Annotated in this window: 24 protein-coding genes; 11 read left to right on the forward strand and 13 right to left on the reverse strand. The window is 69.3% G+C overall.

Annotated features, from left to right (window positions below; translation table 11 throughout):
* Nucleotides 1-126: 126 nt before the first annotated feature.
* From NSQ78_RS20735 to NSQ78_RS20770, 8 genes are all read left to right on the forward strand, one after another.
* On the forward strand, nucleotides 127-948 hold the full coding sequence (locus tag NSQ78_RS20735; protein ID WP_057493949.1) for a nucleotidyltransferase domain-containing protein: 822 nt from the start codon (nucleotides 127-129) through the stop codon (nucleotides 946-948).
* 157 nt (nucleotides 949-1,105) lie between these two features.
* Nucleotides 1,106-1,636 (forward strand): gamma carbonic anhydrase family protein, encoded by a 531-nt coding sequence (locus NSQ78_RS20740; RefSeq protein WP_064239467.1) that lies wholly within the window; start codon nucleotides 1,106-1,108, stop codon nucleotides 1,634-1,636.
* 124 nt (nucleotides 1,637-1,760) lie between these two features.
* A complete protein-coding gene (locus tag NSQ78_RS20745; RefSeq protein WP_049465276.1) occupies nucleotides 1,761-2,450 on the forward strand; it encodes an RDD family protein in 690 nt (229 codons plus the stop codon).
* Nucleotides 2,447-3,439, forward strand: coding sequence for a stage II sporulation protein M (locus tag NSQ78_RS20750; RefSeq protein ID WP_064239468.1), 993 nt, complete (start codon nucleotides 2,447-2,449; stop codon nucleotides 3,437-3,439). The genes NSQ78_RS20745 and NSQ78_RS20750 overlap by 4 nt, the downstream gene beginning before the upstream one ends.
* Nucleotides 3,429-5,045, forward strand: coding sequence for a DUF4129 domain-containing protein (locus tag NSQ78_RS20755; RefSeq protein WP_064239469.1), 1,617 nt, complete (start codon nucleotides 3,429-3,431; stop codon nucleotides 5,043-5,045). Before NSQ78_RS20750 ends, NSQ78_RS20755 begins: the two co-directional genes overlap by 11 nt.
* Complete coding sequence (locus NSQ78_RS20760; protein ID WP_064239470.1) at nucleotides 5,042-6,226, forward strand: DUF4350 domain-containing protein; 1,185 nt, start codon at nucleotides 5,042-5,044, stop codon at nucleotides 6,224-6,226. Before NSQ78_RS20755 ends, NSQ78_RS20760 begins: the two co-directional genes overlap by 4 nt.
* Nucleotides 6,223-7,209 (forward strand): MoxR family ATPase, encoded by a 987-nt coding sequence (locus tag NSQ78_RS20765; RefSeq protein ID WP_049465272.1) that lies wholly within the window; start codon nucleotides 6,223-6,225, stop codon nucleotides 7,207-7,209. Before NSQ78_RS20760 ends, NSQ78_RS20765 begins: the two co-directional genes overlap by 4 nt.
* Nucleotides 7,206-8,504, forward strand: a complete 1,299-nt coding sequence (locus NSQ78_RS20770; RefSeq protein ID WP_064239471.1) for a DUF58 domain-containing protein — start codon at nucleotides 7,206-7,208, stop codon at nucleotides 8,502-8,504. Before NSQ78_RS20765 ends, NSQ78_RS20770 begins: the two co-directional genes overlap by 4 nt.
* Before the next feature lie 81 nt (nucleotides 8,505-8,585).
* On the opposite strand, the gene NSQ78_RS20775 is transcribed toward NSQ78_RS20770, so the two are convergent.
* From NSQ78_RS20775 to NSQ78_RS20785, 3 genes are read right to left on the reverse strand one after another with little or no spacing between them, the layout of a single operon-like run.
* Entirely contained in the window at nucleotides 8,586-9,233 is a 648-nt protein-coding gene (locus tag NSQ78_RS20775; protein WP_064239472.1) for a hypothetical protein, read from the reverse strand.
* Nucleotides 9,233-10,411, reverse strand: coding sequence for a glutathionylspermidine synthase family protein (locus tag NSQ78_RS20780; protein ID WP_308306510.1), 1,179 nt, complete (start codon nucleotides 10,409-10,411; stop codon nucleotides 9,233-9,235). The genes NSQ78_RS20775 and NSQ78_RS20780 overlap by 1 nt, the downstream gene beginning before the upstream one ends.
* 7 nt (nucleotides 10,412-10,418) lie before the next feature.
* The gene (locus NSQ78_RS20785; RefSeq protein WP_049465264.1) at nucleotides 10,419-10,991 is read right to left on the reverse strand and encodes a DUF1190 domain-containing protein; all 573 of its coding nucleotides are present in this window, start codon (nucleotides 10,989-10,991) and stop codon (nucleotides 10,419-10,421) included.
* Between the two features lie 379 nt (nucleotides 10,992-11,370).
* Between NSQ78_RS20785 and ilvD the strand changes: the two genes are divergently transcribed.
* Entirely contained in the window at nucleotides 11,371-13,209 is a 1,839-nt protein-coding gene (gene ilvD, locus NSQ78_RS20790) for a dihydroxy-acid dehydratase (protein WP_053505438.1), read from the forward strand.
* Nucleotides 13,210-13,384: 175 nt separating this feature from the next.
* Here ilvD and dinG read toward each other — a convergent pair whose 3' ends face one another.
* The 3 genes from dinG to aroE all read right to left on the reverse strand — a co-directional run bounded on the left by dinG (nucleotide 13,385) and on the right by aroE (nucleotide 16,857).
* A complete protein-coding gene (dinG, locus tag NSQ78_RS20795; RefSeq protein WP_049465259.1) occupies nucleotides 13,385-15,487 on the reverse strand; it encodes an ATP-dependent DNA helicase DinG in 2,103 nt (700 codons plus the stop codon).
* Nucleotides 15,488-15,654: 167 nt separating this feature from the next.
* Nucleotides 15,655-16,008, reverse strand: a complete 354-nt coding sequence (locus NSQ78_RS20800) for a hypothetical protein (protein WP_064239474.1) — start codon at nucleotides 16,006-16,008, stop codon at nucleotides 15,655-15,657.
* 3 nt (nucleotides 16,009-16,011) lie between these two features.
* On the reverse strand, nucleotides 16,012-16,857 hold the full coding sequence (aroE, locus tag NSQ78_RS20805) for a shikimate dehydrogenase (RefSeq protein WP_064239475.1): 846 nt from the start codon (nucleotides 16,855-16,857) through the stop codon (nucleotides 16,012-16,014).
* 48 nt (nucleotides 16,858-16,905) lie between these two features.
* Here aroE and NSQ78_RS20810 point away from each other — a divergent pair, with 48 nt between their 5' ends.
* Entirely contained in the window at nucleotides 16,906-17,769 is an 864-nt protein-coding gene (locus tag NSQ78_RS20810) for a PD40 domain-containing protein (RefSeq protein ID WP_064239704.1), read from the forward strand.
* An 82-nt stretch (nucleotides 17,770-17,851) separates the two neighbouring features.
* Here the strand turns inward: NSQ78_RS20810 and NSQ78_RS20815 are convergent, their stop codons facing one another.
* From NSQ78_RS20815 to NSQ78_RS20830, 4 genes are all read right to left on the reverse strand, one after another.
* Nucleotides 17,852-18,121 carry a hypothetical protein gene (locus NSQ78_RS20815; protein WP_049465253.1) on the reverse strand — a complete coding sequence of 90 codons (270 nt, stop codon included), beginning with the start codon at nucleotides 18,119-18,121 and terminating at the stop codon, nucleotides 17,852-17,854.
* 32 nt (nucleotides 18,122-18,153) lie between these two features.
* Nucleotides 18,154-19,143, reverse strand: coding sequence for a porphobilinogen synthase (gene hemB / locus NSQ78_RS20820; protein ID WP_049459543.1), 990 nt, complete (start codon nucleotides 19,141-19,143; stop codon nucleotides 18,154-18,156).
* 19 nt (nucleotides 19,144-19,162) lie between these two features.
* On the reverse strand, nucleotides 19,163-20,080 hold the full coding sequence (locus NSQ78_RS20825) for a bestrophin family ion channel (RefSeq protein WP_049459544.1): 918 nt from the start codon (nucleotides 20,078-20,080) through the stop codon (nucleotides 19,163-19,165).
* 122 nt (nucleotides 20,081-20,202) lie between these two features.
* The gene (locus NSQ78_RS20830; protein ID WP_006475755.1) at nucleotides 20,203-20,451 is read right to left on the reverse strand and encodes a hypothetical protein; all 249 of its coding nucleotides are present in this window, start codon (nucleotides 20,449-20,451) and stop codon (nucleotides 20,203-20,205) included.
* A gap of 184 nt (nucleotides 20,452-20,635) precedes the next feature.
* On the opposite strand from NSQ78_RS20830, the gene NSQ78_RS20835 reads away from it, so the two are divergent.
* Nucleotides 20,636-21,094: a hypothetical protein gene (locus NSQ78_RS20835; RefSeq protein WP_005420187.1), complete on the forward strand. Its 459-nt coding sequence runs from the start codon at nucleotides 20,636-20,638 to the stop codon at nucleotides 21,092-21,094.
* 203 nt (nucleotides 21,095-21,297) lie between these two features.
* On the opposite strand, the gene NSQ78_RS20840 is transcribed toward NSQ78_RS20835, so the two are convergent.
* From NSQ78_RS20840 to NSQ78_RS20850, 3 genes are all read right to left on the reverse strand, one after another.
* Nucleotides 21,298-23,097, reverse strand: coding sequence for a DUF885 domain-containing protein (locus NSQ78_RS20840; protein ID WP_064239476.1), 1,800 nt, complete (start codon nucleotides 23,095-23,097; stop codon nucleotides 21,298-21,300).
* A gap of 251 nt (nucleotides 23,098-23,348) precedes the next feature.
* Nucleotides 23,349-23,864 carry a cytochrome c oxidase assembly factor Coa1 family protein gene (locus NSQ78_RS20845; RefSeq protein WP_049465248.1) on the reverse strand — a complete coding sequence of 172 codons (516 nt, stop codon included), beginning with the start codon at nucleotides 23,862-23,864 and terminating at the stop codon, nucleotides 23,349-23,351.
* Between the two features lie 25 nt (nucleotides 23,865-23,889).
* On the reverse strand, nucleotides 23,890-26,115 hold the full coding sequence (locus tag NSQ78_RS20850; protein WP_064239477.1) for a S9 family peptidase: 2,226 nt from the start codon (nucleotides 26,113-26,115) through the stop codon (nucleotides 23,890-23,892).
* Between the last annotated feature and the right edge of the window lie 89 nt (nucleotides 26,116-26,204).

Consider the following 26,204-nt stretch of genomic DNA (forward strand, 5'->3'; position numbering starts at 1 on the left):
GCCGGCCGCTGGCCGGCAACCGCAGAATTCCAGGTGCGCCCATCAGGTTGCCGGCCAGCGGCCGGTACTACCGGTGCGCAACTGCGTTACAGTCGAGCACGCTCGACATCAACGGATCACGACTGCATGGACGACATCCACCCGATCGCGCCGGACAAGCGCGCCGCCATTCTTTCCAGCCTCGCCGACATCGAACAGCGCCACGACGTGCGCGTTCTGCTGGCGTGCGAGTCCGGCAGCCGTGGCTGGGGCTTCTCGTCGCCGGATAGCGACTACGATGCACGCTTCATCTACGTGCATCGCCAGCCGTGGTATCTCACCGTCAACGAGAGCACCGGCCCCGGCGATGCGCAGCGGGACGTGATCGAGCTGCCGATCGACGATGCGCTCGATGTCAGCGGCTGGGATCTGCGCAAGGCGCTGCGACTGGTTTCAAAGTCCAACCCGACGCTGATCGAGTGGCTGCGCTCGCCGATCGTGTACCGGCAGGACGACGCCGCCGTGGCGCAGCTGTGGGAGGCAGCAAAGGCCTTCTATTCGCCGCTGGGCACGTGGTGGCACTACTTCAACATGGCGCGCTCGAATCATCGCGGTTACCTGCGTGGTGATACGGTGCGCACCAAGAAGTACCTGTATGTGCTGCGCCCGCTGCTGGCCTGCCAGTGGATCGAGCACGAGCAGACGCCACCGCCGATGGCCTTCGAGGATCTGCTGGACCGGCGGCTGCCGGAGGGCCCCGTGCGTGAAGCGATCGATGCCCTGCTGGTGGTCAAGCGCGCCAGCGCTGAGGTCGCCGCGGGACCGCGCATTGCGGCGATCAGCGACTTCATCGAGGGTGAGCTGGCTGCCCGCGCAGCACAGGCCCCATCGTTGCCCGCCGGACAGGGCGACAGCGCCTGGCTGGACACGCTGTTCCGGCAGATGCTGGCCGAGCACGCGCCTGCGTAGGCGACCGCGCCTGCGTCTGGTAGTGCCGGCCGCTGGCCGGCAACCTCATGGGCGCATCTGGATTTCTGCGGTTGCCGGCCAGCGGCCGGCACTACCACGCGGTGTGCGGACCACGCAGGTATCATCGGTGCGAACGCCCTGATTTCCGGAGAAACCGATGAACCCGCTGCGCCCCTTCCGCGACAAGATGCCCGTCCTCGGCGAGCGCGTGTACATCGATCCGGCCTGCACCGTCATCGGCGACGTGGAACTGGCCGAGGACGTGTCGGTGTGGCCGGGCACGATCATCCGCGGCGACGTCAATTTCGTGCGCATCGGTGCACGCACCAACGTGCAGGACGGCACCATCATCCACGTCAGCCACCACAGTCCCTACAACAAGGCCGGCTACCCGACCCTGATCGGCGAAGGCGTGACCGTCGGCCATGGCTGCATCATCCATGCCTGCAGCATCGGTGATTACAGCCTGATCGGCATGGGCGCCTGCATCCTCGACGGCGCCCGGGTCGAGCGCCATGGCTTCGTCGGCGCCGGTGCGGTGGTCGGCCCGGGCAAGGTGGTCGGCGAAGGCGAGCTGTGGGTGGGCAACCCGGCACGCCCGGCGCGCACGCTGAGCGACAAGGAGATCGAGTCGCTGCACTACTCGGCCGACCACTACGTGCGGCTGAAGGACGAATACCTGGGCTGAGCGGCCAACGCCGCCATGCGGCTCTGCTAAAGTCTGGGCCCGACCAGGACCTGTCGAGACCCCCCATGCCTGTGGCTGCCTGCCGGAGAGGACTCCGGCGCCCACAACGAAGGCCATCGCGCTGATGGCCGCACCGATGCTCGATACCTACCGCGAGGTGGTGACGCCGGAGGGTGTGCCGCTGCAGCTGCCGGCGGCCGGCCCGGTGCCCCGGGCGATGGCCTGGCTGATCGATCTGGGCGTGCGCATCGCGGTGCTGGTGCTGATGTCGATCCCGCTGGCGCTGCTGGACACGTTCGGCTCCGGGCTCGGCCTGGTGCTGATGTTCCTGGTCTACTGGGCCTACCCGATCGTCTGCGAAGCGCGGTGGGGCCGCACCCTGGGCAAGCGCGCACTGGGGCTGCGCGTGCTCGCGCGCGACGGCGCGCCGGTGGGCTGGATGGCCGCCATCACCCGCAACCTGCTACGGACCGTGGACATGCTGCCATTCGGCTACGCGCTGGGCCTGGTCAGCAGCCTGTTCGATCCGCATGGCCGCCGCCTCGGCGACCTGGTCGCCGGCACCGTGGTGGTGCATGCACCGGTACTGTACCTGCCGCCGCCGCCGACCATCGACAGCGCGCTGGCGCCGCCACAGCCACTGCGGCCGGAGGAACAGGCCGCGCTGATGGCCTTCGCCGAGCGCGCACCGCGGCTGTCGTCGGCACGCCAGCAGGAACTGGCCGGCATTGCCGAACCCCTGACCGGCACCCACGGCCAGGTCGGCGTGCTGCGCCTGTATGCCATGGCCAACTGGTTGCTGGGGCGGCGATGAAGCAGGAACAGTTCGTCGCCCGCTACCAGCAGGAATGGCAGGACCTGGAGCACTGGCTGCTGCTGCGGGCCGGCGCTTCGCGCCGCAAGCGCCGCCAGCGCAGCGAGCTGGCACTGGACGACAGCGCGTTCCCGCAGCGCTACCGGCGCCTGTGCCAGCAGCTGGCGCTGGCCCGCGAGCGCGGCTACAGCCCGCAGCTGGTGCAGCGCCTGCAGCAGCTGATGCAGCAGGGCCACAGCGTGCTGTACCGCACGCCGCCGACGCGCTGGCGCAGTGCGCTGGAATTCCTGGTGGCCGACTTCCCGCTGCTGGTGCGCAGCCAGGCGCGCAGCATGTGGGTGGCGCTGGCGATGTTCGCGCTGCCGGCGGTGGCCTGCTTCGTGCTGGTGCAGGTCTACCCGGACCTGATCCACATGGTGATGGACAACCGCCAGATCGCCGAGATGGAGCGCATGTACGATCCCGCCGCCGAGCGCCTCGGGCGTGACAGCGGGACCGACTGGATGATGTTCGGCCACTACATCCTCAACAACATCAGCATCGCCCTGCGCACCTTCGCCAGCGGCCTGCTGGCCGGGCTGGGCACGCTGTTGGTGCTGCTGTTCAACGGCGTGATCATCGGTTCGGTGGCCGGCCACCTGCAGCACATCGGCCATGGCGATCCGTTCTGGCGCTTCGTCGCAGGCCATGGGGCCTTCGAGCTGACCGCGATCGTGATCGCCGGCGGTGCCGGCCTGCAGCTGGGCATGAAACTGCTGGCCCCCGGCCGGCGCAGCCGCCTGGACGCGCTGGTCGAGGGCGGCCGCATCGGTGCCCGCCTGTGCCTGGGCGTGGCGTTCATGCTGCTGGTGGCTGCGTTCATCGAAGCGTTCTGGTCGTCGATTGCCGAAGTGCCGGCGTGGGCCAAGTTCAGCGTGGCCGGCGTGCTGTGGGCCGGTGTGCTGCTGTGGCTGTGGCGCGGCGGGCGCGGAGGCGGCCATGCGCATTGACCGCCTGGACGTGGTGCTGCGCGCGCGCAGTGGCTGGGAAGCGATGGAGCTGGGCAGTGCCCTGTCGCGCCGCCACGCACGCGCGGTGTGGGGCAGCTGGCTGCTGGCCAGTGCGCCGCTGTTCGTGGTCTTCAACGCGCTGGGCTGGTGGCTGGATGCATTTGGCTGGGCGTGGCTGGCAATGTGGTGGTGCAAGCCGCTGTTCGAACGGGCGCCGCTGTACGTGCTGTCACGTGGCATCTTCGGCGAGCCGGTGGGTACGCTGGCGGCGCTGCGCGCGCAGCGCCGCTGGGGCAACACCGGCTTCTGGGGCTACCTGGGCTGGCGCCGCTTCAGCGTGCTGCGCAGCCTGTGCCTGCCGGTGAACCTGCTGGAGGGCAATGCGCCGGCCCAGCGCGGCGCACGCCGCCGTGCCGTGGCCGCTGGCGCGGCGGGTGCCGCTGCCGTGCTGACCGTGGCCTGCATGGCGTTTGAAGCGGTGCTGGTGTCCGGTGCGATCGGCGCGGTGTTCATGTTCATGCCACTGGAGCTGATGTCCGAATCGTGGCGGGCCGCATGGGACATGATCGGCCAGGACACGCCGGCCTGGGCGCAGCTGGGCTTCAACCTGGCGTGCTGGCTGGCCTCGGTGCTGATCGGTCCGTTCTACGTCGGCGCCGGGTTCGGCCTGTACTTGAACCGGCGCACGCAGATGGAAGCCTGGGACGTGGAGATCGCCCTGCGCCGCCTGCGCGAGCGCCTGCTGCCGGCGGCATCGACGCTGGCCCTGCTGCTCTGCCTTGCGCTGCCGCTGGCCTGCGCGCCCGCGCACGCGCAGGACGCGCAGACGGTCGCTGCGCAGCCCGACGATGCCGAAGCGAACGACGACAGTGCGGAAGAACCGGCCACCGCGGAGAACGACCCGGCCAACACGCCCACCGTGATCTTCGGCGCGGCGCCGGTGGATACCGCCGGTTTCCGCCAGGCGGTGAACCGCGCCTATGAAGATCCGCTGCAGCGCCCGACCCGCCAAGTCACGCGCTGGAAGCCGATCGAACAGGCCGAGGACAAAAAGAAGGAAGAGAAGACGCTGCAGCGCGAACGCAGCGACACCGGTGAGCGCAGCAACCGCAAGGCCGGCATCGCCTGGCTGGCGCGCCTGGCCGAATGGGGCCTGTGGGGCCTGCTCGGCGTCCTGCTGCTGGTCCTGCTGTTGACCGCGCGGCTGTGGCTGCCGTGGCTGCGCGGCAGTGGCCGGCGCAAGGCCGAGGCTGCACCGCAGGTGGTGGAGGAACAGGTGGAGCTGCCGGTCGTGCTGCCGCCGGACGTGGCGACCCAGGCCGGGCTGCTGTGGGACCAGGGCCGGCCGCGGCAGGCGCTGGCCCTGCTGTACCGCGCCAGCGTGCGCACCGTGGGCGAGCGCAGCGGCATCGCGCTTCCGCCCGGCGCCACCGAAGCGCAATGCCTGCGCGCCTCGCGGCGCATGCCCGACGCCACCGACCGTGACCTGTTCGCGCGCATCGTGCGCATGTGGCAGTACGCCGCCTACGGTGGCCGCCTGCCCAGCCGCGCCGATTTCGATGCGTTGGCCGACACGCTGCGCCAGCAGTACAGGTGGCTGGCATGAGCCCGCGCCTGTTCTGGTCGCTGCTGCTAGGCGCGCTGGTGCTGTTCGGCGTACCGCTGACGATCCTCTACCTGCGCACGCATGAGCGGGTCACCGAGACCGTGCAGCTGCCGCCGCAGGGCGAGGCCGGCTACAACCCGCTGTACGTGCTGGGCCAGGCACTGCGCGCCGATGGCATCGAGGTGCACTCGCGCCCCCGGCTGGAGCTGCAGCAGATGGCACTGGGCCGGCACGATACGGTGGTGCTGCTGCAGGACAGCAGCGAGCTGCCGGCACCGACGGCCAGAGCCCTGCTGGACTGGGTGGATGGCGGTGGCCATCTGCTGGTGCGCACGCCACCACCGGCCGAGGACGACGCCAGCAGCACGCAGGGCCCCCTGCTGGACCAGCTGGGCGTGGACAGCCTGTACCAGCGCAGCCACTGCCAGCCATTCCACGTCATCGATGATCCCAGCCACGTCGAGTTCTGCGGCGGCCGTCGCTTCACGCTGGGTTTTGCCGCCAGTGCGCGGGCTGAACGGCGCTGGGGCAACGAGCACGGCCTGGTGTTCGCACGCCTGCACCATGGCCAGGGCAAGGTGAGCGTGCTGGCCGACATGGAATTCATGCGCGGCGAGGTGGAGTCGCCGGCGGCACGCCTGGCGTCGGCTGCGGGCAAGGCCAGCGACGGACTGCACGACCTCTCGCACCGCGACCTGACCCGTTACCTGCTCGACCCGAATTACGGCAAGGGTGCATTCTGGCTGGTCTATGCCAGCCGCCCGCCGTCGCTGTGGGCGCGCCTGTTCTACCAGGGCTGGCCGCTGTGGGCGCCGCTGCTGCTGGCCCTGCTGGGGTGGTTGTGGGCGCGTTCGCAACGCTTCGGCAGCCTGCTGCCGTCGCCGGTGCTGGAACGCCGCTCGCTGCTGGAACACGTGCGTGCCAGTGGCGAGCTGCTGCTGCGCTTCGGCCACGGCACGCGCCTGTACGACGCCGTGCGCGCCCTGTTCCTGCATCGCCTGCGGCTGCGCGCACCGGTAGCCGCTGCCCTGGACGGTGCGCCGCGCGATCAGGCCATCGCCGAACTGCTGAAATGGCCGCAAGGCCGTGTTGCCAGCGCGCTCACGCCCCCGCCACCGCACGATTCCTCCGCCCTGCGCGAGCGCATCCGCTTGCTGCTCCAGATGAGATCCCTGCTATGACCGAAGTCCCCGAGCTGCCGGCGGCCGCCAACGCCCGCCTGATCGAACGCGTCGATGCCATCCGCACCGCCGTTGGACACGCCTTCATCGGCCAGGCCGATGTACTGGACCAGATCCTGGTGGCGCTGCTGGCCGGTGGCCACGTGCTGATCGAGGGCGTGCCCGGGCTGGGCAAGACCCTGCTGGTGCGCGCACTGGCACAGGCCCTGGAGCTGGACTACGGGCGCGTGCAGTTCACCCCCGACCTGATGCCCAGCGACGTCAGCGGCCACGCGGTGTACGACCCGAAGAGCGAGAGCTTCAAGATCCGGCGCGGCCCGGTGTTCACCAACCTGCTGCTGGCCGACGAGATCAACCGTGCCCCGGCCAAGACCCAGTCGGCCCTGCTGGAAGTGATGCAGGAAGGCCAGGTGACCATCGAGGGCAAGGCCTTCACCCTGGCGCCGCCCTTCATGGCGCTGGCCACGCAGAACCCGCTGGAGCAGGAAGGCACCTACCCGCTGCCGGAAGCACAGCTGGACCGCTTCCTGCTGAAGGTGCTGATCGACTACCCGCAGCTGGAGGACGAGAAGCGCATGGTGACCGCGATCACCAGCGGCCGCGCTGCCAGCGATTTCGACCTGAGCCAGGTGCCGCGTGTGCTCGGTGCCGGCGAGCTGCTGGAACTGCAGCGTGCCACTGCGGCGATCACCGTCGATGACGAAGTGATCGACTACGCGGTGCGCATCGTCGCCGCCACCCGGCAGTGGCCGGGCATCGCGGTCGGCGCCGGTCCGCGCGGCAGCATCGCGCTGGTGCGTGCCTCGCGCGCACAGGCCGTGCTGGCCGGCCGCGACTTCGTCACGCCGGACGACGTGCGCGATATCGCCCGCCCCGCGTTGCGCCACCGCATCGCACTGGCGCCGGAACTGCAGATCGAGGGCCAGGGCGCCGACGACGTGCTGGGCGCGCTGCTGGCCAAGGTGGAAGCGCCGCGCCGATGAGGCCGGCCCCGCTGCTGCTGGCGCTGCTGCTGGCCTGGGCCACCCTGGGCGGGCTGGTGCTGGGCGGATGGCTGCCGCGCTGGAGCTGGGCACTGGCAGCCGTGGCCATCGCGTTGCCTGCCCTGTGGGACCTGTGGCGGCAGTGGCGGCGTGCATCGCCGCAGGTGCAGCGCGAGCTGCCCGAGGCGCTGGCACTGGGCGTGCGCCGCGAGGCGGCGTTGCGTCTGCAGGCCGAGCAATCGATGACCGTGCAGGTGTTCGACCTGGTGCCCGGCGGCTGGCCGCTGGAATCGCTGCCGCAGCGCGTGCGCCTGCAGGCCGGTACGGCGTCCACCCTGCACTACCACCTGCAGCCGCTGCAGCGTGGGCACTTCCGCTTCGAGGGGGTGCACCTGCGCATGCGTTCGCCGTGGCGCCTGTGGTGGCAGCAACGCACGCTGCCGCCGGCGCTGGAGGTGCGGGTCTATCCGAACTTCGTGCCGCTCACCCGCTTCGCATTGTTCAGTGCCGACCAGGCCTCGCGGCTGGTCGGTGCGCACGTGAAGCGCCGCCGTGGCGAAGGCACCGACTTCCACCAGATGCGCGAGTACCGCATCGGCGACAGCCTGCGCCAGCTGGACTGGAAGGCCACCGCACGTGCGCGCAAGCTGATCTCGCGCGAGTACCAGGACGAGAAGAACCAGCAGCTGCTGCTGATGCTGGACAGTGGCCGGCGCATGCTGGCCAGCGAAGGCGGACTCTCGCATTTCGACCACGCATTGAACGCCTCGCTGGTGGTGGCTTACCTGGCGCTGCGCCAGGGCGATGCCGCTGGCCTGTACGCTGCCGGGGGCGAACGCCGCTGGGTGGCGCCGCAGCGCGGTATGGGCACGGTCGAGCACCTGCTGCGCGCCAGCTACGACCTGCAGCCGCGCGCGGTGGCCACCGACTATCTGGCGGCCGCCACCGACGTCTCGCTGCGCCAGCGCCGGCGCGCGCTGGTGATGCTGGTCAGCAACGTGCGCGACGAGGACATCGAAGACCTGCTGGCGGCCGTGCGCCTGCTGCAGCGACGCCACCTGGTATGCGTGGCCAGCCTGCGCGAGCGCGAGCTGGACGGCGCGATGGAGGGCGACGTGCAGACGCTGGAGGAGGCCGCGCGCGCCGGTGCCGCCGCCCTGTACCTGCAGCAGCGCGCGAAGGCACACGAGGCACTACGCAGCGAAAAGGTGATGGTGCTGGATGTAACCGCCGACGCCCTGCCCGGTGCGCTGGTGGAGCGCTACCTGGCGGTGAAGCGCGAAGGGTTGCTCTGAGCCGAGCGTGGGCTCGGCTCTACACGAATCGGGTTGTCTGTAGCGCCGAGCCCTTGCTCGGCTGCCGGCCAGCGGCCGGCACTACCCCTGCAACAACCGCCGCTGCAACCGCGCCACCGCGCGCTGCAGCAGCACCCGGTTGCGGGCCAGCTTCATCCACTGCGGCAGGCGCGAGAACATGGATCGATGATGGCCGCGGCCCTCGCGCAGCGTCGCGCTCGCGTATTCGTGCAGTGCCTGCAGATGTTCGGCGTTGTAAGCCCAAAACAGGCCCGCGCGGGTCGATTCGACCAGTCGCAGCGGCAGCCCGAAATGCGGATCGGCCGGCTCCGCGTCACGCAGGGGGCGCGTCGAGACGGTGACCTCGGTGCTGCGGTCGCACTGCGCGCATCGGGCGGGGAACGATGCAGGCGCAGGCATGCCAGCGGGAATCCGCCGGCATACATGCAGCCACTGATGCCCACAGAATCCACAGGGCTGGCGGCCCAGCATGCAGACCGCCCCCACCCAGTCGCCGCTGTCCAGCGCAGAACTGCAACCGGTGCAGCGGAAACGCGCGGTCCACCGATAGGGTTCCCAGCGGGCGATCACCCAACCGGGAGTGTCACAGCGATGGCAGCAGACGGCGACGCGGTCCGCGAAGGCCTGCAGGCTGCGCCCGTCATCGAAATGCCGACCCGGCACGGGCGTGGCACGCCCATGCCGGCCAGGCCAGCGCCGCACCGTCATCAGACGTAGATCCGCGTCGGCGCCTCGTCGACGATCGCGTGCGGCACGAAGCGCGCACTGTCGCGGGTGATCGCGCTGTCGTCCTCGCGGATGCCGATGCCGCAGGCGTGGTCACCGATCACCCAGCTGCCGATCAGCGGGTAGCCGCCTTCGAAGCGGGTCAGCGGATGGGCGCGCTGGATGATCGCCGGGCCATCGTAGGGACCGTCGCTGCGCTGGGTGCTACCATCGGCCAGGTGCATCTCGATGTTGGCGCCTTCGCGCGAGAACAGCGGCTTGCGCACCCAGCCCGAGGCCAGCGTGCTGCCATCGTCGAAATGCGCTTCCAGCAGGTTCGGATGGCCGACGTTGCGCTGCCACAGCAGCGGCAGGATGCCCTTGTTGCTCAGCACCGCCTTCCACGCCGGTTCCAGCAGCTGCACGCCCGAGCCGGGCAGCGCGCGGCCGAACTCTTCGGCCATCAGGTCTTCCAGCGGGTACAGCTTGAACAGCGTGCCGATCACCGAATCATCCAGCGCGGTGAAGCGGCGGTCCTCGGACAGGCCAATGTCCTCGATGGCGATGGCCTGGCCATGCAGGCCGGCCTGGGATGCGCAGTCACGCAGGTACTCGACCGTGCCACGGTCTTCCTCCGAACTGCCGACCGCGCTGAAGTACAGCGGCGGCGGCAGCTGCGCGGCGAGTTCGCCGAAACGCTCGACCAGCGCTTCGTGGATCGCGTTGAACTGGTCGGCATGCTGCGGCAGGCGACCGGCATTGCGCTGGTCTTCCAGCCACTGCCACTGGAAGAAGCTGGCCTCGAACAGCGAGGTCGGCGTGTCGTAGTTCAGTTCGTACAGCTTGGCCGGGCCGGTACCATCGTAGGCCAGGTCCAGGCGCCCATAGAGGTGCGGCTGGCGCTGGCGCCAGCTGTCGGCGATCCAGTCACGGTAGTGCGACGGAATCGCCAGCTGGTCCATCAGGCGCTCGCTGGCGATGACATCGCCAACCAGGTCCAGCGCCATCTGGTGCAGCTCGGCGCTGGGGTCTTCGATGTCCTGTTCGATCTGACGCAGGGTGAACGCGTAATACGCGCGTTCATCCCAGTACGGCTGGCCGTCGATGGTATGGAAGCGGAAACCCGCCTCTTCCGCGCGCGCCCGCCACTGGGCACGCTCGGCAATCCGGATGCGCTGCATGGGTCGATCAGCCGCCGTAGCTGCCGCTGCTGCTGCGGCGTGCGCTGGTGTTGCCGAAGCCACCACGGCTGGCAGTGACCGCACGGTTCGGTTCGCTGGTGACCGGCGCCAGGCCGGCCTTGCCGGCGCCGATGCCGCTGGCGGTGTTCAAGCCACCGGTGCCACCCGGTGCCGGGCGCGCCCAACCCGCATTCCTGTCCTGGTAGGCCGGCGCCGACGCCGGTGCCTGCGGCGCCAGGCCGCCGCGGTTGCTCAGCATCTGCGACATGAAGAAGCCCATCATCATCGGGCCGATGAACGACGTGCCTGCCGAGGTGTGCTGCTGCACGCACTGCTCCGGCTTGTAGTCCTTCTCGCAGGCTTCCTTGCTGGCGTACTTCGGCGCCGCATCGGCGGCCTGCTTCTGCGCTTCGGCGAAGGCGTTGCGGCACGACGAGGGATCGCCGGTAGCCTCGGTGCAGGCCTCGACGGAGGTATACAGGCCTTCCTGCACCTTCACCTCCGGTTCCTTCTGGCAGGCGGTGAACAGCAGCGGCGCGGCGCTCATCAGCAGCAGCGCGGTGGTGCGGGAACGTTTCATGGCCTCATGCCCTGTCGACGGATCAATGCCCCAATGATGCCAAATCCGGGCCAGCAACCGGAATCGGCAAAGTGCGAAAGATGAACGGCCTTTCATCTTCGTCGCTCTCCATCATCGACGCATGGCGTGGATCTACCGTGTCGACCAGGGTCGACACCTGCCAAGAGCAACGCAGAGCGCCGTCCCCCGCAGCCGGACCCACCCCGCCATCCCACGGATAGCCCCGCTGTTGCTGTTGAGGTTGCCGGCCAGCGGCCGGCACTACCGCGGGTGCGGGCGCAGCCCGGCCGGACCACCTCCGGTGGTTGCAGCAGCAACCGAAAAAATTGGCCATGATCGGGCGACCCCCACGTCGTACGGCCCGCCCGTTCCGCCCGCCATGCCCGAATACCGTTCCCGTACCTCCACCGCCGGCCGCAACATGGCCGGCGCCCGCGCCCTGTGGCGTGCCACCGGCATGAAGGACGGCGACTTCCACAAGCCGATCATCGCCATCGCCAACTCCTTCACCCAGTTCGTGCCCGGCCACGTGCACCTGAAGGACCTCGGCCAGCTGGTCGCGCGCGAGATCGAACAGGTCGGCGGCGTCGCCAAGGAATTCAACACCATCGCCGTGGACGACGGCATCGCGATGGGCCACGACGGCATGCTGTATTCGCTGCCCAGCCGCGAGATCATCGCCGACGCCGTGGAATACATGGTCAACGCGCACTGCGCCGACGCGCTGGTGTGCATCAGCAACTGCGACAAGATCACCCCCGGCATGCTGATGGCCGCGCTGCGCCTCAACATCCCGGTGGTGTTCGTCTCCGGCGGCCCGATGGAAGCGGGCAAGACCAAGCTGTCCGAGCACAAGCTGGACCTGGTCGATGCGATGGTGGTGGCCGCCGATGACAGCGCCTCCGATGAGAAGGTGGCCGCGTTCGAGCGCAGCGCCTGCCCCACCTGCGGTTCCTGCTCGGGCATGTTCACCGCCAACTCGATGAACTGCCTGACCGAAGCGCTGGGCCTGTCGCTGCCGGGCAACGGCACCACGCTGGCCACCCACGCCGACCGCGAAGCGCTGTTCCGCCGCGCCGGCCGCCTGATCGTCGAACTCTGCCACCGCTGGTATGGCGGCGAGGATCCGACGGCACTGCCGCGTGGCATCGCCACCCAGGCCGCGTTCGCCAATGCAATGACCCTGGACATCGCCATGGGCGGTTCCACCAACACCATCCTGCACCTGCTGGCCGCTGCGCAGGAGGCGGAGGTCGACTTCGACCTGACCCACATCGACGCGCTGTCGCGGCGCGTGCCGCAGCTGTGCAAGGTGGCGCCGAACACGCCCAAGTACCACATCGAGGACGTGCACCGCGCCGGTGGTGTGTTCGGCATCCTGGGTGAACTGGACCGTGCCGGCCTGCTCGATACGACGGTGCCGACCGTGCACAGCGCCAGCCTGGCCGACGCACTGGAACGCTGGGACGTGGTGCGCAGTGACAACGACACCCTGCATACCTTCTTCAAGGCCGGCCCGGCCGGCATTCCCACCCAGGAAGCTTTCAGCCAGGCCACGCGCTGGCCGACGCTGGACGTGGACCGCGCCGAGGGCTGCATCCGCTCGCTGCAGCATGCGTACTCACTGGAAGGCGGCCTCGCCGTATTGCGCGGCAACCTGGCCGTGGATGGCTGCGTGGTGAAGACCGCCGGCGTGGACGAGTCGATCCACGTGTTCGAAGGCCCCGCGCGCGTCTACGAAAGCCAGGACGCCGCCGTCGCCGGCATCCTCGCCGACGAGGTGCAGCCGGGCGAGGTGGTGGTGATCCGCTACGAAGGTCCGAAAGGCGGCCCCGGCATGCAGGAGATGCTGTACCCGACCAGCTACCTGAAATCGAAGGGGCTGGGCAAGCAGTGCGCGCTGCTCACCGACGGCCGTTTCTCCGGCGGTACCTCGGGCCTGTCGATCGGCCACGTCTCGCCGGAAGCCGCCAGCGGCGGCACGATCGGCCTGGTGGAAGACGGCGACCGCATCCGCATCGACATCCCGGCCCGCCGCATCGACCTGCTGCTGGATGAGGCCACGCTGGCCCAGCGCCGCGCCCATGCCGATGCACGCGGCTGGAAGCCGCGCGCGCCGCGCCCACGCAAGGTCACCAGCGCGTTGAAGGCCTACGCCCTGCTGGCCACCAGCGCCGACAAGGGCGCCGTACGCAACACCGCCCTGCTCGGCGATTGATGCCGATCCGGTAGTGCCGGCCGCTGGCCGGCATCTGGAAAAAGGGGACGGAGGGGATTAAGTCGTTTGTGCCTAAAACGACTTAATCCCCTCCGTCCCCTTTTTGCCCGTCCCCTTTTTGCCCGTCCCCTTTTTGCCCGTCCCCTTTTTGCCGGCCAGCGGCCGGCACTACCGGTCAGCCGATCACGCGCTTGAACGGTGGCAGCGCGTCGATGATGCGCTTGCCGTAGCGGCGGGTCAGCAGCCGCGAGTCGAGGATCACCACGCGGCCGGTGTCGGTGGAGGTGCGGATCAGGCGGCCGGCGAACTGGGTCAGCGTGCGCAACGCATGCGGAATGGCGATCAGGTTGAAGGCATTCAGCCCACGCCCCTCGAACCATTCACTGAGGGTAGCGGTCTGCGGGTCGGTCGGCACCGCGAACGGCACCTGGGTGATCACTACGGTGGTGCAGGCTTCGCCGGGCAGGTCGAGGCCCTCGCCGAACGAGTTCAGGCCGAACAGCACCGAACCCTCGCCTGCCTCGACACGCCGCAGGTGTTCCTCGATCAGCCGGGTCTTGGACATCTCGCCCTGCACCAGCACCTGCTTGCGGCGCGCGGCCGGCATCAGGCCGGCCACCTTCTCCATCTTCCAGCGCGAAGTGAACAGCACCATCGAGCCCTTGGCCCAGTCCAGCTCGGTGTCGAGATAGCGCGCCACTTCGCGCGGATGGCCCTCGCGGTCGTCCGGCGTGACCGGGAATTTCGGCACGATCAGCTCGGCCTGGTTGGGCAGGTCGAACGGCGAGGACAGCGAGACCATCTCGGCGTCTTCGGGGATGCCGTTGTCGATCGCCAGCGACTGGAAATCGCCACCACCGGTCAACGTCGCCGAGGTCATCACCACCGAGTCCACTTCATCCCACAGCAGCTTGCGCAGCACGTGCGCGGCCGACACCGGCGAGCCGTGCAGCACCAGGTCGCCATCGCGGGTGGCGGTGACCCAGCGCGCCATCGGCGGCGCGCCATCCTTGTCCTCGCGGCGCCAGGCCTGCCACAGGTTGTACTGCTGCTCGATCATCTCCAGCGCCATGCCCAGGTTGCGCTGCAGGCGCTCGCGCGCGGCATCGTCCGGCTTGCCCTTGGCTACCTGCGCGGTGGCCGCATGCGCCCAGTTGTAGAGGCTGCGGGTATCGTCGGCCAGCGCCTCGATCGGCTCGCGCCAAGCCTCGGGCAGGCGCCCGTTGGCCGCGCGCCACATCGGCTCTTCGTCCGCCGGCGCCGGCATCCACACCCGCTCGACGTGGTCACGGAACGCGCGCAGCTGCTTGGCGACGTTGCTGGCGACTTCGATCGCTTCGTTCGGCAGCAGGTTGCCGAGGCGGTCCTTGTCGACCGCGCGGTAGGCGCCGGCAATCAGGATCTGCAGGCGGCCGGTACGCTTGGCCATCTCGTCCAGCGCCAGGCTGGCCGCGCCCTGGTCGATCGCCACGTTGCCGATGTGATGGCCCTCATCCAGCACCAGCAGCATGTCCGACGGCGGGGCGATCAACGGCTGGCCGTTGTCACTGTCACCGATCGACAGCGCCGACAGCAGCAGCGCATGGTTGGTGACCACGATCTGCGCATCGCGCACCGTGTTGCGCGAGCGCAGCACCGCGCACTGCGCCGAGTAGGCACAGCGGCGCCCGGCGCAGCCCGAGGCCGGCGTGGTGATGCGGCTGCGCAGGCCGGGGCTGATGGTCTCCGGCGCATTGTCGATATCGCCATCCCAGCTGCCGCTGGTGAAGGCGTCGGTCAGGCGCTTGGCGATGTCCATCTCGATCGGCGCCAGCGGCCGGTCGAACAGTGGCGCGTCGTCCTCGAACATGCCGCCCTGCGAGCCCTCGCCCTGCGCCTCGGCGGCATTGCGCGTGCACAGGTAGCGGGTGCGTCCCTTGGCCAGCGCCACGGTCGCTTCCAGGCCGGTGGCCTTGAGGAAATTGGGAATATCGCGCTCGACCAGCTGCGATTGCAGCGCCACGGTGCCGGTGCTGATCACCAGCTTCTTCTTGGTGGCCAGCGCAATCGGCACGCCCGCGGTGAGGTAACCCAGGCTCTTGCCGACGCCGGTGGGCGCCTCGACCACGCCAACGCCACCGCTCTTCGACAGCGCGCGCGACACCACGCCGATCATCTGGCTCTGCGAGCGGCGAGTGGAGAAGCCGGGCGTATTGGCCTGCAGCGTCGTGTACGCCTTGCGGATCGCGTCCTTCAAGGGGTCATCGAGCGTGCGCGGAGCGGCGACGGTTTCGGTCACGCCGGGAGTTACCGTGGCTGGATCAGGCCGGCCATTGTCGCATGGCCGGCCGCGTTCACTGTTGCCGGCACCCTGAACGAGCCAGCGACGACGCCCGCCGGCGCGCACGGTCCGAAGCCCGCGCCGCACAGGGGCGAAACACGCCGGGCGTGGCCCGGCGCCAGCGCTCAGGCGACCGGGGTGGGACGGCTACGCAGCAGGCGCACCAGCGCCCACACCAGCAGCACCACGCCGATGGCCTCGACCATGGCCAGTGCGAAATGCAGCACGCCGAGGATGGCACCCATGCCCGACACGGCGCTGAAATTACCACTGCTGACCAGCCACATCGGCAGCATGCCCGCCGCCAGGCCGCCCAGGCTGGACAGCAGCAACAGCAGCAGGCCGACCAGGGCACCGGTGCGGGTGGCATCGCGCGGCGCGCCGACCACCCAGACCAGGCCGATGCACAGCGCGATCAGCACCGGCAGGCGCACGCCGACCATGCTCAGCACGGTCACCATCAACGTCGTGCTGTCCATCGATCAGTCCTCGCCGGCCAGCACGGCCGAGCCCTGGCGCAGCGACTCGTAGACCTCGTCGGTCTGCGGGCGCACGCCGTGCCACTGCAGGAAGCTCTCGGCCGCCTGCTCGACCAGCATGCCCAGGCCATCCACGGTATTGCGGCAGTTCGCCGCACGGGCCCAGGCCAGGAAAGCGATGGCCGCCTCGCCGTAGTTCAGGTCGACGGCGGTGGTCATCGAATTGACCAGCGACAGCGGCAGCTTGAACTCGACGTCGCGGTCGCGGCCGGCCGAGGTGGCATTGACGATCAGTTCGAAGTCGCCCAGCTCGCGCAGGTCTTCCCAGTAGCGGCTGATCGCGCGGCCCGGCTCGCCCATCGCGTCGATCAGTTCGTCGGCGCGCTCCGGCGTGCGGTTCACCACCACCAGCTCGGTGATGCCGGCATCCAGCAGCGCCGGTGCAACGCTGCGCGCCGAGCCACCGGCACCGATCATCAGCACGCGGCGGCCACGCAGGTCCAGGCCATGGCGGTCGGTCAGGTCGCGCACCAGGCCGATGCCATCGGTGGTGTCGCCGTGCCAGCGGTCGCCCTTGCGCAGCAGCGTGTTGACCGAGCCGGCGCGGCGCGCCCGTGCGGTCAGCGTGGTGCACACCGAGAACGCGGCTTCCTTGTGTGGCAGGGTGACGTTGGCGCCGACACCGCCCTCGGCGGCGAAGGCTTCCAGCCCGGCCAGGAAGGCATCCGGCGCCAGGTCGATCGCACGGTAGTCGATGGCGATGCCTTCCTGGCGACCGAACGTCGCGTGGATCTGCGGCGACTTCGAGTGGGCAACGGGGTGTCCGAAGACGGCGTAACGGTCGGTCATGGAATCCTCAAGCTGGCTAGACTGATGCTCTTTCATGCACGGATCTGGATGATGCGCATCACCCCGCCCCTGCTGGTGCTCGCCGCCAGTCTACTCTCTGCCCCCGTGGCGATGGCGTTGAACGAGTACGGCATCGAAGGCATGGGCGTGGTCTCGACCCGCGCCGACGAGGGCCGCGCCACGATCAGTGCCGATGGCCAGCGCATCGTCTTCGCCCGCCGCGGCGAGGCCGGCTGGGGCCTGTGGCAGGCACGCGTGGTCGATGGCCGCTGGCAGCAGGCACAGGCGCTGCCGGTGGGCGTGGCTGGCGAGGCCCGCGATCCCTACTTCAGCCGTGACGGCCGCTGGCTGCTGTTCGCGGCCGGCCGCGAGGGCGCGCTGGCGCTGTACCGCGCCGCGTTGGCCGCCGACGGCCAGCTGGGCCCTGCGCAGCCGCTGGCCGGTGACGGCGGGCACCGGGAAGAGCGCGGGCCGGCGCTGAGCGTGGACGGCAAGCAGCTGCTGTTTGCCCGCCAGCAGGGCCGCGGCGCTGGCTGGGATCTGTTCGTGGCGCCGCTGGATGCGAACGGCAGGCGCGGCCCGGCCAGCGCGCTGAGCGCATTGAACAGCGCCGACGATGAAACCGACGGCGACTGGCTGGGCCAGGACGGCGCCGTGGTGTTCAGCCGCGGCAGCGGCGCGACCGCGCAGGTGTGGAGCAGCGGCTGTGCGTGGAGCGGCGCGGCGCTGCAACCGTTGGGGCTGTCGTTCAACCAGGCCGGCGGCTGGACCGGCGCGCCGGTGATCGACCACGCCAAGCCGGCGGAGATGCTGGTCGCCAGCAGCGCGGCGAAGGCCCCGCGTGCCGGTGGCGTGGACGTGTACCGGTTGGCGGTGCCGAAGGTGGCGGCGGTGGCCGGGTGCGTGCGGTAGATCCACGTCATGCGTGGATGGCGCCCGCGAAGGGGTCAGAGCGCTTTCCTGCGGGAAGGGATCCGACCCCGGGCATTGCCCGTCAGCGCGACAACACCTTGGCGCGCTGCTGCTCGTACTCCAGCTCACTCAGCTGGCCGTTGTCCTTGCGCTGGTTCAACGCGGCCAGCTCGGCCTGCACGCTGTCCGGCAGCGCCTGCTCACGGGCCACGCGGCGGGCAGCGGAGAGCTGTTCCGGCGGGCGCTTGCCGGCCCGCCACGCGGCGATGAAGACACCGACGATGATGGCGCCGAACACCAGCGTACCGGTGCCCCAGATCAGCCATTGCATCCATCCCAGTTCGGGTCCCATCGCGCAGTCCTCCGTCTATCGTGGCGCTATTGTCAGCGCTCGCGCAGCCATCGCGCCACCTGCGGCGCGAAATAGGTCAGTACGCCGTCGGCACCGGCCCGCTTGAAGCCCAGCAGCGACTCCAGCACGCAGGCACGCTCGTCCAGCCAGCCGTTGGCGAAGGCGGCCTTCATCATCGCGTACTCGCCACTGACCTGATAAGCGAAGGTCGGCACGCCGAAGGTCTCCTTCACCCGGCGCACCAGGTCCAGGTAGGGCATGCCCGGCTTGACCATCACCATGTCGGCGCCCTCTTCCAGGTCCAGCGCGATCTCGCGCAGGGCCTCGTCGCCGTTGGCTGGGTCCATCTGGTAGGTCTTCTTGTCGGCCTTGCCGAGGCTGGCCGCGCTGCCCACCGCATCACGGAACGGGCCGTAGAATGCCGAGGCGTACTTGGCCGAGTAGGCCATGATGCGCACGTTGATGTGGTTCTCGGCATCCAGCGCACGGCGGATCGCGCCGATGCGGCCGTCCATCATGTCCGACGGCGAGACGATGTCGACGCCGGCCTCGGCGTGCGACACCGACTGCTTGACCAGCGCTTCGACCGTGATGTCGTTGAGCACGTAGCCCTTGTCGTCGATGATGCCGTCCTGGCCGTGGGTGGTGTACGGGTCCAGCGCCACGTCGGTCATCACTCCCAGTTCCGGGAAGCGCGACTTCAGCGCGCGGATCGCACGCTGCGCCAGGCCATCCTCGGCCCACGCCGCCGATGCGTCCAGCGACTTCAGCGACGGGTCGATCACCGGGAACAGGTCGATCACCGGAATGCCCAGCTCCAGCGCCTCTTCGGCCACTTTCAGCAGCTCTTCGATCGACAGCCGCTCCACGCCCGGCATCGACGGCACTGCGGTGCGGCCCGCCAGTTCGTGCACGAACACCGGGTAGATCAGGTCATCGGTGGTCAGCGTGTTCTCGCGCATCAGGCGACGCGAGAACTCGTCGTGGCGCATGCGGCGCGGGCGGTAAAGCGGATGGGACATGGCAGGCTCCGAAGAGTGGCTATTGCAACAGGTAGCCCTGCGGCAGCAGGGGTTCGGGCAATGGGCGTTCGCCGAGCGCGTCGAGCTGGTCGATCTCGATCGTGCGCACCAGCGCGTCCAGCGGCAGGTCGTTCGGCTCCAGGCCGAACGGGTCTTCCATTTCTTCGCCCAGCTGGTCCAGGCCGAAGAAGGCATAGGCCAGCACCGCCGACAGCACCGGCGTGCCCCAGCCCAGCGAACTGGCCAGGCCGAACGGCAGCAGCACGCAGAACATCCACGCGCAGCGGTGCAGCAGCAGGGTGTAGGCGAACGGCAGCGGCGTGGTGAGGATGCGCTCGCAGCCGGCCTGGATCGACGACATGGCGTGCAGCCGCTCCTCCAGCTGGGTGTAGAGGATCGGATCAAGCTCGCCGGCGCGCAGCGCCTGGGCCAGCTCGGCCGCGATCATCGACAGCAGGGCATCGGGCACGTTCTCGCGCTGGCCCAGCTGCTCGCGCTGCGGCTTGTCCAGCCATGGCAAGGCGGCCAGGGCCACGATGCGCCCACGCAGGCGTGCGGCCAGCGCATGGGCGAACGCAGTGGTGAGATAGGCGATGCGACGGCGGCGGCCGGGGTCATCGGCCAGCAGCAGGTTCACCTGGCGGGCCAGCGAACGCGATTCGTAGACCAGCTGGCCCCACAGCTTGCGGCCTTCCCACCAGCGCTCGTAGCAGGCGCTGTTGCGGAAGCTGAGGAAGATCGACAGGACCAGGCCGAGCAGGGTGAACGGCGTGACCGACACGCGCTCGATGCCGGTCGGCGGGGCCAGCTCCACCACCGCCGCCACGGCGATGGACAGGATCAGGATGGCCAGCACCTTCGGCGCGATCGCTTTGACGATCGAGCCGCGCAGGATGTACAGCAGTTGCCAGCCGTGGGGACGGGGTCGGATGATCATCGGGCAGCCGCGCCGGGCGCGGATTCACAGGCACGCGGGGGGCTCGCGCAGCCGCTCATTGTACGCCCCTGCCCGGCCGGCAGCCGTGCACCTGCGACGCCCTGTCGCACCCGGCGCCGGGGTCAGATCACGCCGCCCCCCAGGCCCAGGCGCAGGATGCCGACCACCACCACGATGCCGTTCAGAACCAGCCCGGCCCAGGCCCGGCCGCGCTTGCTGGGGTGGGTGAACAGGATGCCCAGCGCGGCGATCACCGCACCGACGGCGGCGAACGGGATCAGGAACCAGTTGCCCCAGCCGAGCAGCGGAATCAGCGCCAGGATCATCCACAGCAGCGCCAGCACGCCCCACAACAGACTGATCACACCCATTCCGCTCTCCCGTCGTTGGTTCCTGTCCCCACCATAGTCGTTCCCGCTGCCGCCGCCTACTGCCCTTGGCGGGGCTGTCACCCGCACCGTGATAGCGTGCGGCCGTGGCTGCCCTGGCCGGGGGGTTGGCACCGATTCAGAGTAGCCCGCCGATGATCGCAACCAGTCCTACAGGGGTCGTGCCATGAACATCCGTTGGGCCGCGTTGGCGGCCATCCTGCTGGTCGCCGCCGGTTGTGCCAGCACCTCCAAGGTCATGCTGGGCCGCGCCCGCGCGCCGATCGATCCGGCACTGGTCCAGATCTATTCCACGCCACCGGCCGGCTCCCAGGAAATCGCGCAGCTGGAATCGGCGTCTGCCGTGGGCTTCGGCACGCAGGGCCAGACCGACGCTGCAGTGGCGCGCCTGAAGCGTGAAGCCGCAGCACTGGGCGCCAATGGCGTGGTGCTGATGGGCGTGGGCAGCAGCGGCTCGCCGGTGGGCATGTCGGTGGGCGCCGGCACATTCGGCTCGCACGTGGGTGGCGGCGTCGGCATTGGTATTCCGACCACGCAGAAGCGCGCCGCCGGCGTGGCGATCTGGGTACCCAACCCGGAACCGCCGGCGCGGTTGCCGACGCAGGTGATCACGCCGCAGCGGTGACGCGGCAGCCTCACCGCAGGTAGTGCCGGCCGCTGGCCGGCAACCTCAGAAATCCTCTCTACGCCAAGGGAATGCCGGCCGCTGGCCGGCAACCTCAGGAATGCTCTCTACGCCAAGGGAATGCCGGCCGCTGGCCGGCAACCTCGGGAATCCTCTCTACGCCAGGGGAATGCCGGCCAGCGGCCGGCACTACCGGAGGGCGTTCAGCGCTTGTACTTCGGCACAAACACCTTGTTCACCGCGTCGGCCAGCTGGTCCGGCGGCAGCAGGCCCTGGTCGAGCAGGAAGTTGTTGAACGCGAGGCGATCGAACTTCGCACCCAGTGCCAGCTCGGTCTGCATGCGCAGCTCCAGGATGCGGGTGTAACCGTAGAAGTAGCTGCCGGCCTGGCCCGGCATGCGCACCATGTAGCGGTCCAGTTCCTGGGTGGCCATCGCCTTGGACAGGCCGACCTGCTCCATCAGCACGCGCTCGCCGTTGGCGCGGTCGGTCAGGCCCAGGTTGAGCATCGGGTCGAGCATTGCGCGCGCGGCGCGCAGCAGGCGGAACTGCAGGGCGATCATCTGCCCGTCCAGCGGTTCGTAGGGCACCATCTCGGCCTCGGCATACAGCGCCCAGCCTTCCACGTTCACCGAATTGAACGCGAACATGGTGCGTGCCAGCGACACGCCACGCTCGACCATCGCGGTGAACTGCAGCTCGTGGCCGGGGCGGCCTTCATGCGCGCTCAGCGTCCACGCCGCCGCACCGAAGTTGAAGTCGTCGTACTGCGCGCCCGGGCCCGCCGCCGGATTGCCCAGCGGCAGCACGAAGGTGCCCTGCTGCCCGGTGTTGTTGACCAGGGGTGCCGGCAGGAAGTGCGGTGCCGGGCTGGCCGCGCTCTCGGCGGCCGAACCCAGCCGCATCTGCATCGCGCGCTTGGGCACGTCGACGATGGCGTGCTCGCGGATCAGCGGATCGATCGCGTCGATCACCTTGCGGTAGTGCCCTTCCAGATGGTCGTCGGCGATCTTGTCGGCCTTCAGCGCGCGGATCACCGCCACCGGATCGCTGGGATCGGCCACCTTCAGGCCCTTGTCCTTCACCACCAGCGGCGCCAGCTGCTGCATCGCCGAGCGGGTTTCCATGAACTCCAGCTGCGCGCGCTGCATCAGCAGCTTCGGATCGATGTCGATGCCGACCTGCTTGAGCTGGTAGGCGTACAGCGGCGCCGGCAGGCGCGCATCGGCGCGTGCCTTCGGCAGCACTTCCTTGCGGGTCCAGGCGGCGTAGTCCTTCATCTGCCCGGCCAGGGTTTTCATCGCCTCGTCAGCGCCGGCGATCTGGTACTTCTTCAGCAGCGACTCGATGCCGGTGATGTAGGTCTCGACGTTGTCCAGCGACTGCTGCACTTCGATCTTCGTCGGCTGCAGCAGGCTGCTGTCCTTCAAGCGCTCTTCGTAGCGCTGGCGGGCCAGCGTGGTGAACGCGGTGCCGCCCGGCTGCAGGCCGGCATAGGCCTTGAGGCGGTCAAGTGCCTTGGCACGGCGCTCGGCCGGCACCTGGTCGGACAGCAGCAGGTTGAGGCCGCTGAACACCGTCTGCGGCGCATCGCTCCACGGCAGCAGGTACTTCTCGTTGAGCTCGCTGCCTTCGATGTTCTGGTTGGCGGCATGGATCATGATCTCCAGGTCCTGGCGGACGTTGGGATCCTTCTCGGTGGCCAGCTTCGCGTTCAGCTCATCGCGGGCCTTGGCCATCGCGGCACGGTAGCGCTTGCCGTTGTCGGGGCCGAGGTCGGCGACCTTGTCGTCGTAGCCGGGCACGCCGAAGAAGCCGGTTTCTTCCGGCTGGAACGGGCCCTGTGCATCGAGCAGGATCTGCGCCAGCGCATTGCTGCGGGCCACCCAGGCCGGGCTGGCCGGCGTGGCGGCCTTGGCGGCGGGTGCGGCCAGCGCCGGCGGTGCGGACAGCAGCGGGGCAGCGGTCAGGGCCAGGGCAACGGCCAACGCGATCGGCTTCATGGTGCACTCCAGGACAGGGTTGCCCGCACCCTACGCGCTCAGCGCGGTGGCGACAATCGGCGGGAAGTCATGGCGGGCTGGTTGTGCAGCCGGGGCTCCGCGGAAGCCCGCCGGCGTAGAGTCGACTGTCAGTCGACTATCGCGCGCAGCGCGGGGGTTTCGCTATCTGATCGAAGAGCAGTCGACTGACAGTCGACTCTACCCGGTCGACTCTACCCCGTCGACGTCCCGCAGTTGCCTGCCCGTGGAGGTCACATCGCAGCCGTCGGCGGGCATTCGCCGCGCTCGCGGCAGGCCTGCAGTTCGCATTCCTGCGCGGCCTCATCGTCGTCCAGCGCGGTCAGGTCGAAGGTCTGCCTGTCCTCGCCCAGCACGTACATCACCGGGTAGTCCCACACGTCGTCACTGCGGGTGCCCTTCACGAACAGCCGGCCGTGCGCGCGGGGCCCTTCCAGGGCCACGGTCAGGCCGACGTCACGCTGGCCGTTGATCGCGGTCTGCATGCTGCCCAGCGGCATCGATTCGGCACGCAGCGGCTCGCCGAAGGCTTCCACCAGTTCGATGCTGCAGCCGGCGCGACGCAGCGCTTCGCGCATCGGTGGGCTCTCGCGTGCCGCCTCGCTCCAGCGCAGCACGCTCCAGGCCACCGTGCCACCGGCCCCGCCCAGCACCAGCAGCACGGCCACGGGCATCGCCCAGCGCCAGTGGCGGGACCACCAGCCGGCGGGCTTCGGGCCGTGGGTGGGAATCGGCGGCGGCAGTGTCATCGGCGGGCTCCTTCCCGTCTGTGTTTCAAGGCTTCAGGCAGCGCCCCAGGAAGGCTTCGGCCACACGGTAGCGATGCAGGGCATCGGCGCCGGACAGGCCATGCTTGGCACCCGGGTAGGTCATCAGCTCGAACGGCTGGCCGCGCTTCTGCAGCGCGCTCATCAAGCTGGTCGAATTGGTGAACAGCACGTTGTCGTCCGCCATGCCGTGGATCAGCAGCAGCGGCGAACGCAGGCCATCGATGTGGGTCAGCACGCGCGCTTCACGGTAACCGGCGTCGTTGCGCGCCGGCAGGTCCATGTAGCGCTCGGTGTAATGGCTGTCGTACAGGCCCCAGTCGGTGACCGGGGCGCCGGCCACGCCGCAGGCGTACTGGTTCGACGCCTTGGCCAGCAGCATCAGGGTCATGTAGCCGCCGTTGGACCAGCCCTGCACGCCGATGCGCGCCGGGTCCACCCACGGCTGCTGCTTGAGCCAGGCCACGCCACGCAGCTGGTCGGTCACTTCCACCGTGCCCTGCTTCCCGTACAGCGCACCCCCGAAGTCGCGGCCGCGGCGCGGGGTGCCGCGGTTGTCCAGCGAGAACACCACGTAGCCCTGCTGGGCCAGGTACTGGTTGAACAGATGGTCGCCGCGGCCGGGCCAGCTGTCGGTGACGGTCTGGCTGGCCGGGCCGCCATAGACATACACCGCCACCGGGTAGCGCCTGGACGGATCGAAGCCGGCCGGCTTGATCAGGCTGTAGTGCAGCGGCGTCTTGCCGTCGGCGGCGGTGAGCGTGCCGAACTCGACCGGGCGCTGCGCGTCGCGGTAGCGCGCATACGGGTGCTTGGGATCGGCCAGATCGTTCTCCACCAGCGTGGCGATCTTCTCGCCGTTGGCGCGGAACAGCTCGATCTGCGGCGGTGTGGTGCTGTTGGACCAGCTGTCCACATAGACGCTGGCGTTGCGGGCGAAGCTGGCGCTGTGCATGCCTGGCGCCTTCGACAGGCGCTGCGGCTCGCCGCCCTGCAGCGAGACCGCGTAGATCTGGCTTTCGCGCGGGCTTTCGATGCCGGCACGGAAGTAGGCCTTGCCGGCCGTCTCATCCACCGCCAGCAGCTCGTCCACCGGCCAGTTGCCGTGGGTCAGCGCGGTGGTCTTGCCCTTGCTGTCGATGCGGTACAGGTGCTGGAAGCCCGTGCGCTCGGACGACCACAGCACGCTGCCGTCTTCAAGGAAGCGCAGGCTGTTGTGCAGCGGTACCCAGGTCGGGCTGGTTTCGTGGGCGAGTACGCGCTGGCGGTTGGAGTCGAGTGCCACTTCCACCAGGTCCAGCTGCTTCTGGTCGCGCGACTGGCGCTGGAAGCTCAGGTGCCGCGGATCGCGCCAGTCGACGCGGGCCAGGTAGATGTCCTGTTCCTTGCCCAGGTCGATCCAGCGCGGCTGCGCATCGGCGGCCGGTGCGATCACGCCCAACTGCACGCGCACGTTGGCGTCGCCGGCGGCCGGGTAACGCTGTTCGATCACATCGGTGCGGTCGGCGTAGACCTCGTAGCGCTTCTGCACCGGCACCGGCGCCTCGTCGATACGGGCAAAGGCAATCGCCGAATCATCCGGTGCCCACCAGTAACCGGTGTGGCGGTCCATCTCTTCATCGGCGACGAACTCGGCCACGCCGTTGCCGATGGTGGTGCTGCCGTCGTGGGTCAGCTGCAGCTGCCTGCCGCTGGCCAGGTCGATCACCCACAGGTTGCGGCCACGGATGAAGCTGACGAAGCCGCCCTTGGGCGACAGCTTGGCGTCGGTGGCGAAGCCCTCACCGTGGGTCAGCTGGCGCACGGCCGCCGCGCCCTGCTGCTTGAGGTCGTACAGGTACAGCTCGCCGCCCAACGGGAACAGCAGGCGCTGTGCGTCCGGCGACCACTGGTAATCGACGATGCCGGTCATGGCTGCGATGCGCTGGCGCTCGCGGCGCGCCTTTTCCTCATCGCTGAGGGTCTCGGTGCCGGGCAGCACCACCTTGGAATCAACCAGCAACCGGGTCTGGCCACTGCCGATGTCGTAGGTCCACAGATCCAGCTGGTTGCGATCGCTGTCCTTGCCGCGCAGGAAACTGACCTGCGAACCGTCCGGCGCCACCTTGGGCTTCATCAGGGTCGGGCCGGACAGCGGCAGCGGGCCGGTGATGGCCTCCAGGGTCAGCTTTTCGGCGTGGGCGGCGGTACTGGTGGCGAGCATGAGGGCAAGCGAAGCGAACAGGTGGCGCATGGAGGATCCCGGCAAACGGCAGGTCCGCCCGGCGGCAGGCGCGGGGCGGTCGTTCCTCCATCCTAACCAAGCCCGTGCGGGAAGGCAGC

The organism is Stenotrophomonas sp. FSL W7-1447 (assembly GCF_037966425.1).
In the GTDB taxonomy this organism is placed as follows: Bacteria; Pseudomonadota; Gammaproteobacteria; order Xanthomonadales; family Xanthomonadaceae; genus Stenotrophomonas; species Stenotrophomonas pavanii.

Coding starts and splice junctions, on each gene's coding strand:
- NSQ78_RS20740 (WP_064239467.1), top strand. CDS start 1,106: ATGAACCCGCTGCGCCCCTTCCGCGACAAGATGCCCGTCCTCGGCGAG.
- aroE (WP_064239475.1), bottom strand. CDS start 16,857: ATGACCGACCGTTACGCCGTCTTCGGACACCCCGTTGCCCACTCGAAG.
- NSQ78_RS20735 (WP_057493949.1), top strand. CDS start 127: ATGGACGACATCCACCCGATCGCGCCGGACAAGCGCGCCGCCATTCTT.
- NSQ78_RS20745 (WP_049465276.1), top strand. CDS start 1,761: ATGGCCGCACCGATGCTCGATACCTACCGCGAGGTGGTGACGCCGGAG.
- NSQ78_RS20840 (WP_064239476.1), bottom strand. CDS start 23,097: ATGAAGCCGATCGCGTTGGCCGTTGCCCTGGCCCTGACCGCTGCCCCG.
- NSQ78_RS20800 (WP_064239474.1), bottom strand. CDS start 16,008: ATGGACAGCACGACGTTGATGGTGACCGTGCTGAGCATGGTCGGCGTG.
- NSQ78_RS20780 (WP_308306510.1), bottom strand. CDS start 10,411: ATGCAGCGCATCCGGATTGCCGAGCGTGCCCAGTGGCGGGCGCGCGCG.
- NSQ78_RS20760 (WP_064239470.1), top strand. CDS start 5,042: ATGAGCCCGCGCCTGTTCTGGTCGCTGCTGCTAGGCGCGCTGGTGCTG.
- NSQ78_RS20815 (WP_049465253.1), bottom strand. CDS start 18,121: ATGGGACCCGAACTGGGATGGATGCAATGGCTGATCTGGGGCACCGGT.
- ilvD (WP_053505438.1), top strand. CDS start 11,371: ATGCCCGAATACCGTTCCCGTACCTCCACCGCCGGCCGCAACATGGCC.
- NSQ78_RS20755 (WP_064239469.1), top strand. CDS start 3,429: ATGCGCATTGACCGCCTGGACGTGGTGCTGCGCGCGCGCAGTGGCTGG.
- NSQ78_RS20765 (WP_049465272.1), top strand. CDS start 6,223: ATGACCGAAGTCCCCGAGCTGCCGGCGGCCGCCAACGCCCGCCTGATC.
- NSQ78_RS20770 (WP_064239471.1), top strand. CDS start 7,206: ATGAGGCCGGCCCCGCTGCTGCTGGCGCTGCTGCTGGCCTGGGCCACC.
- NSQ78_RS20785 (WP_049465264.1), bottom strand. CDS start 10,991: ATGAAACGTTCCCGCACCACCGCGCTGCTGCTGATGAGCGCCGCGCCG.
- NSQ78_RS20830 (WP_006475755.1), bottom strand. CDS start 20,451: ATGGGTGTGATCAGTCTGTTGTGGGGCGTGCTGGCGCTGCTGTGGATG.
- NSQ78_RS20845 (WP_049465248.1), bottom strand. CDS start 23,864: ATGACACTGCCGCCGCCGATTCCCACCCACGGCCCGAAGCCCGCCGGC.
- NSQ78_RS20835 (WP_005420187.1), top strand. CDS start 20,636: ATGAACATCCGTTGGGCCGCGTTGGCGGCCATCCTGCTGGTCGCCGCC.
- NSQ78_RS20825 (WP_049459544.1), bottom strand. CDS start 20,080: ATGATCATCCGACCCCGTCCCCACGGCTGGCAACTGCTGTACATCCTG.
- NSQ78_RS20750 (WP_064239468.1), top strand. CDS start 2,447: ATGAAGCAGGAACAGTTCGTCGCCCGCTACCAGCAGGAATGGCAGGAC.
- NSQ78_RS20775 (WP_064239472.1), bottom strand. CDS start 9,233: ATGACGGTGCGGCGCTGGCCTGGCCGGCATGGGCGTGCCACGCCCGTG.
- hemB (WP_049459543.1), bottom strand. CDS start 19,143: ATGTCCCATCCGCTTTACCGCCCGCGCCGCATGCGCCACGACGAGTTC.
- NSQ78_RS20810 (WP_064239704.1), top strand. CDS start 16,906: ATGATGCGCATCACCCCGCCCCTGCTGGTGCTCGCCGCCAGTCTACTC.
- NSQ78_RS20850 (WP_064239477.1), bottom strand. CDS start 26,115: ATGCGCCACCTGTTCGCTTCGCTTGCCCTCATGCTCGCCACCAGTACC.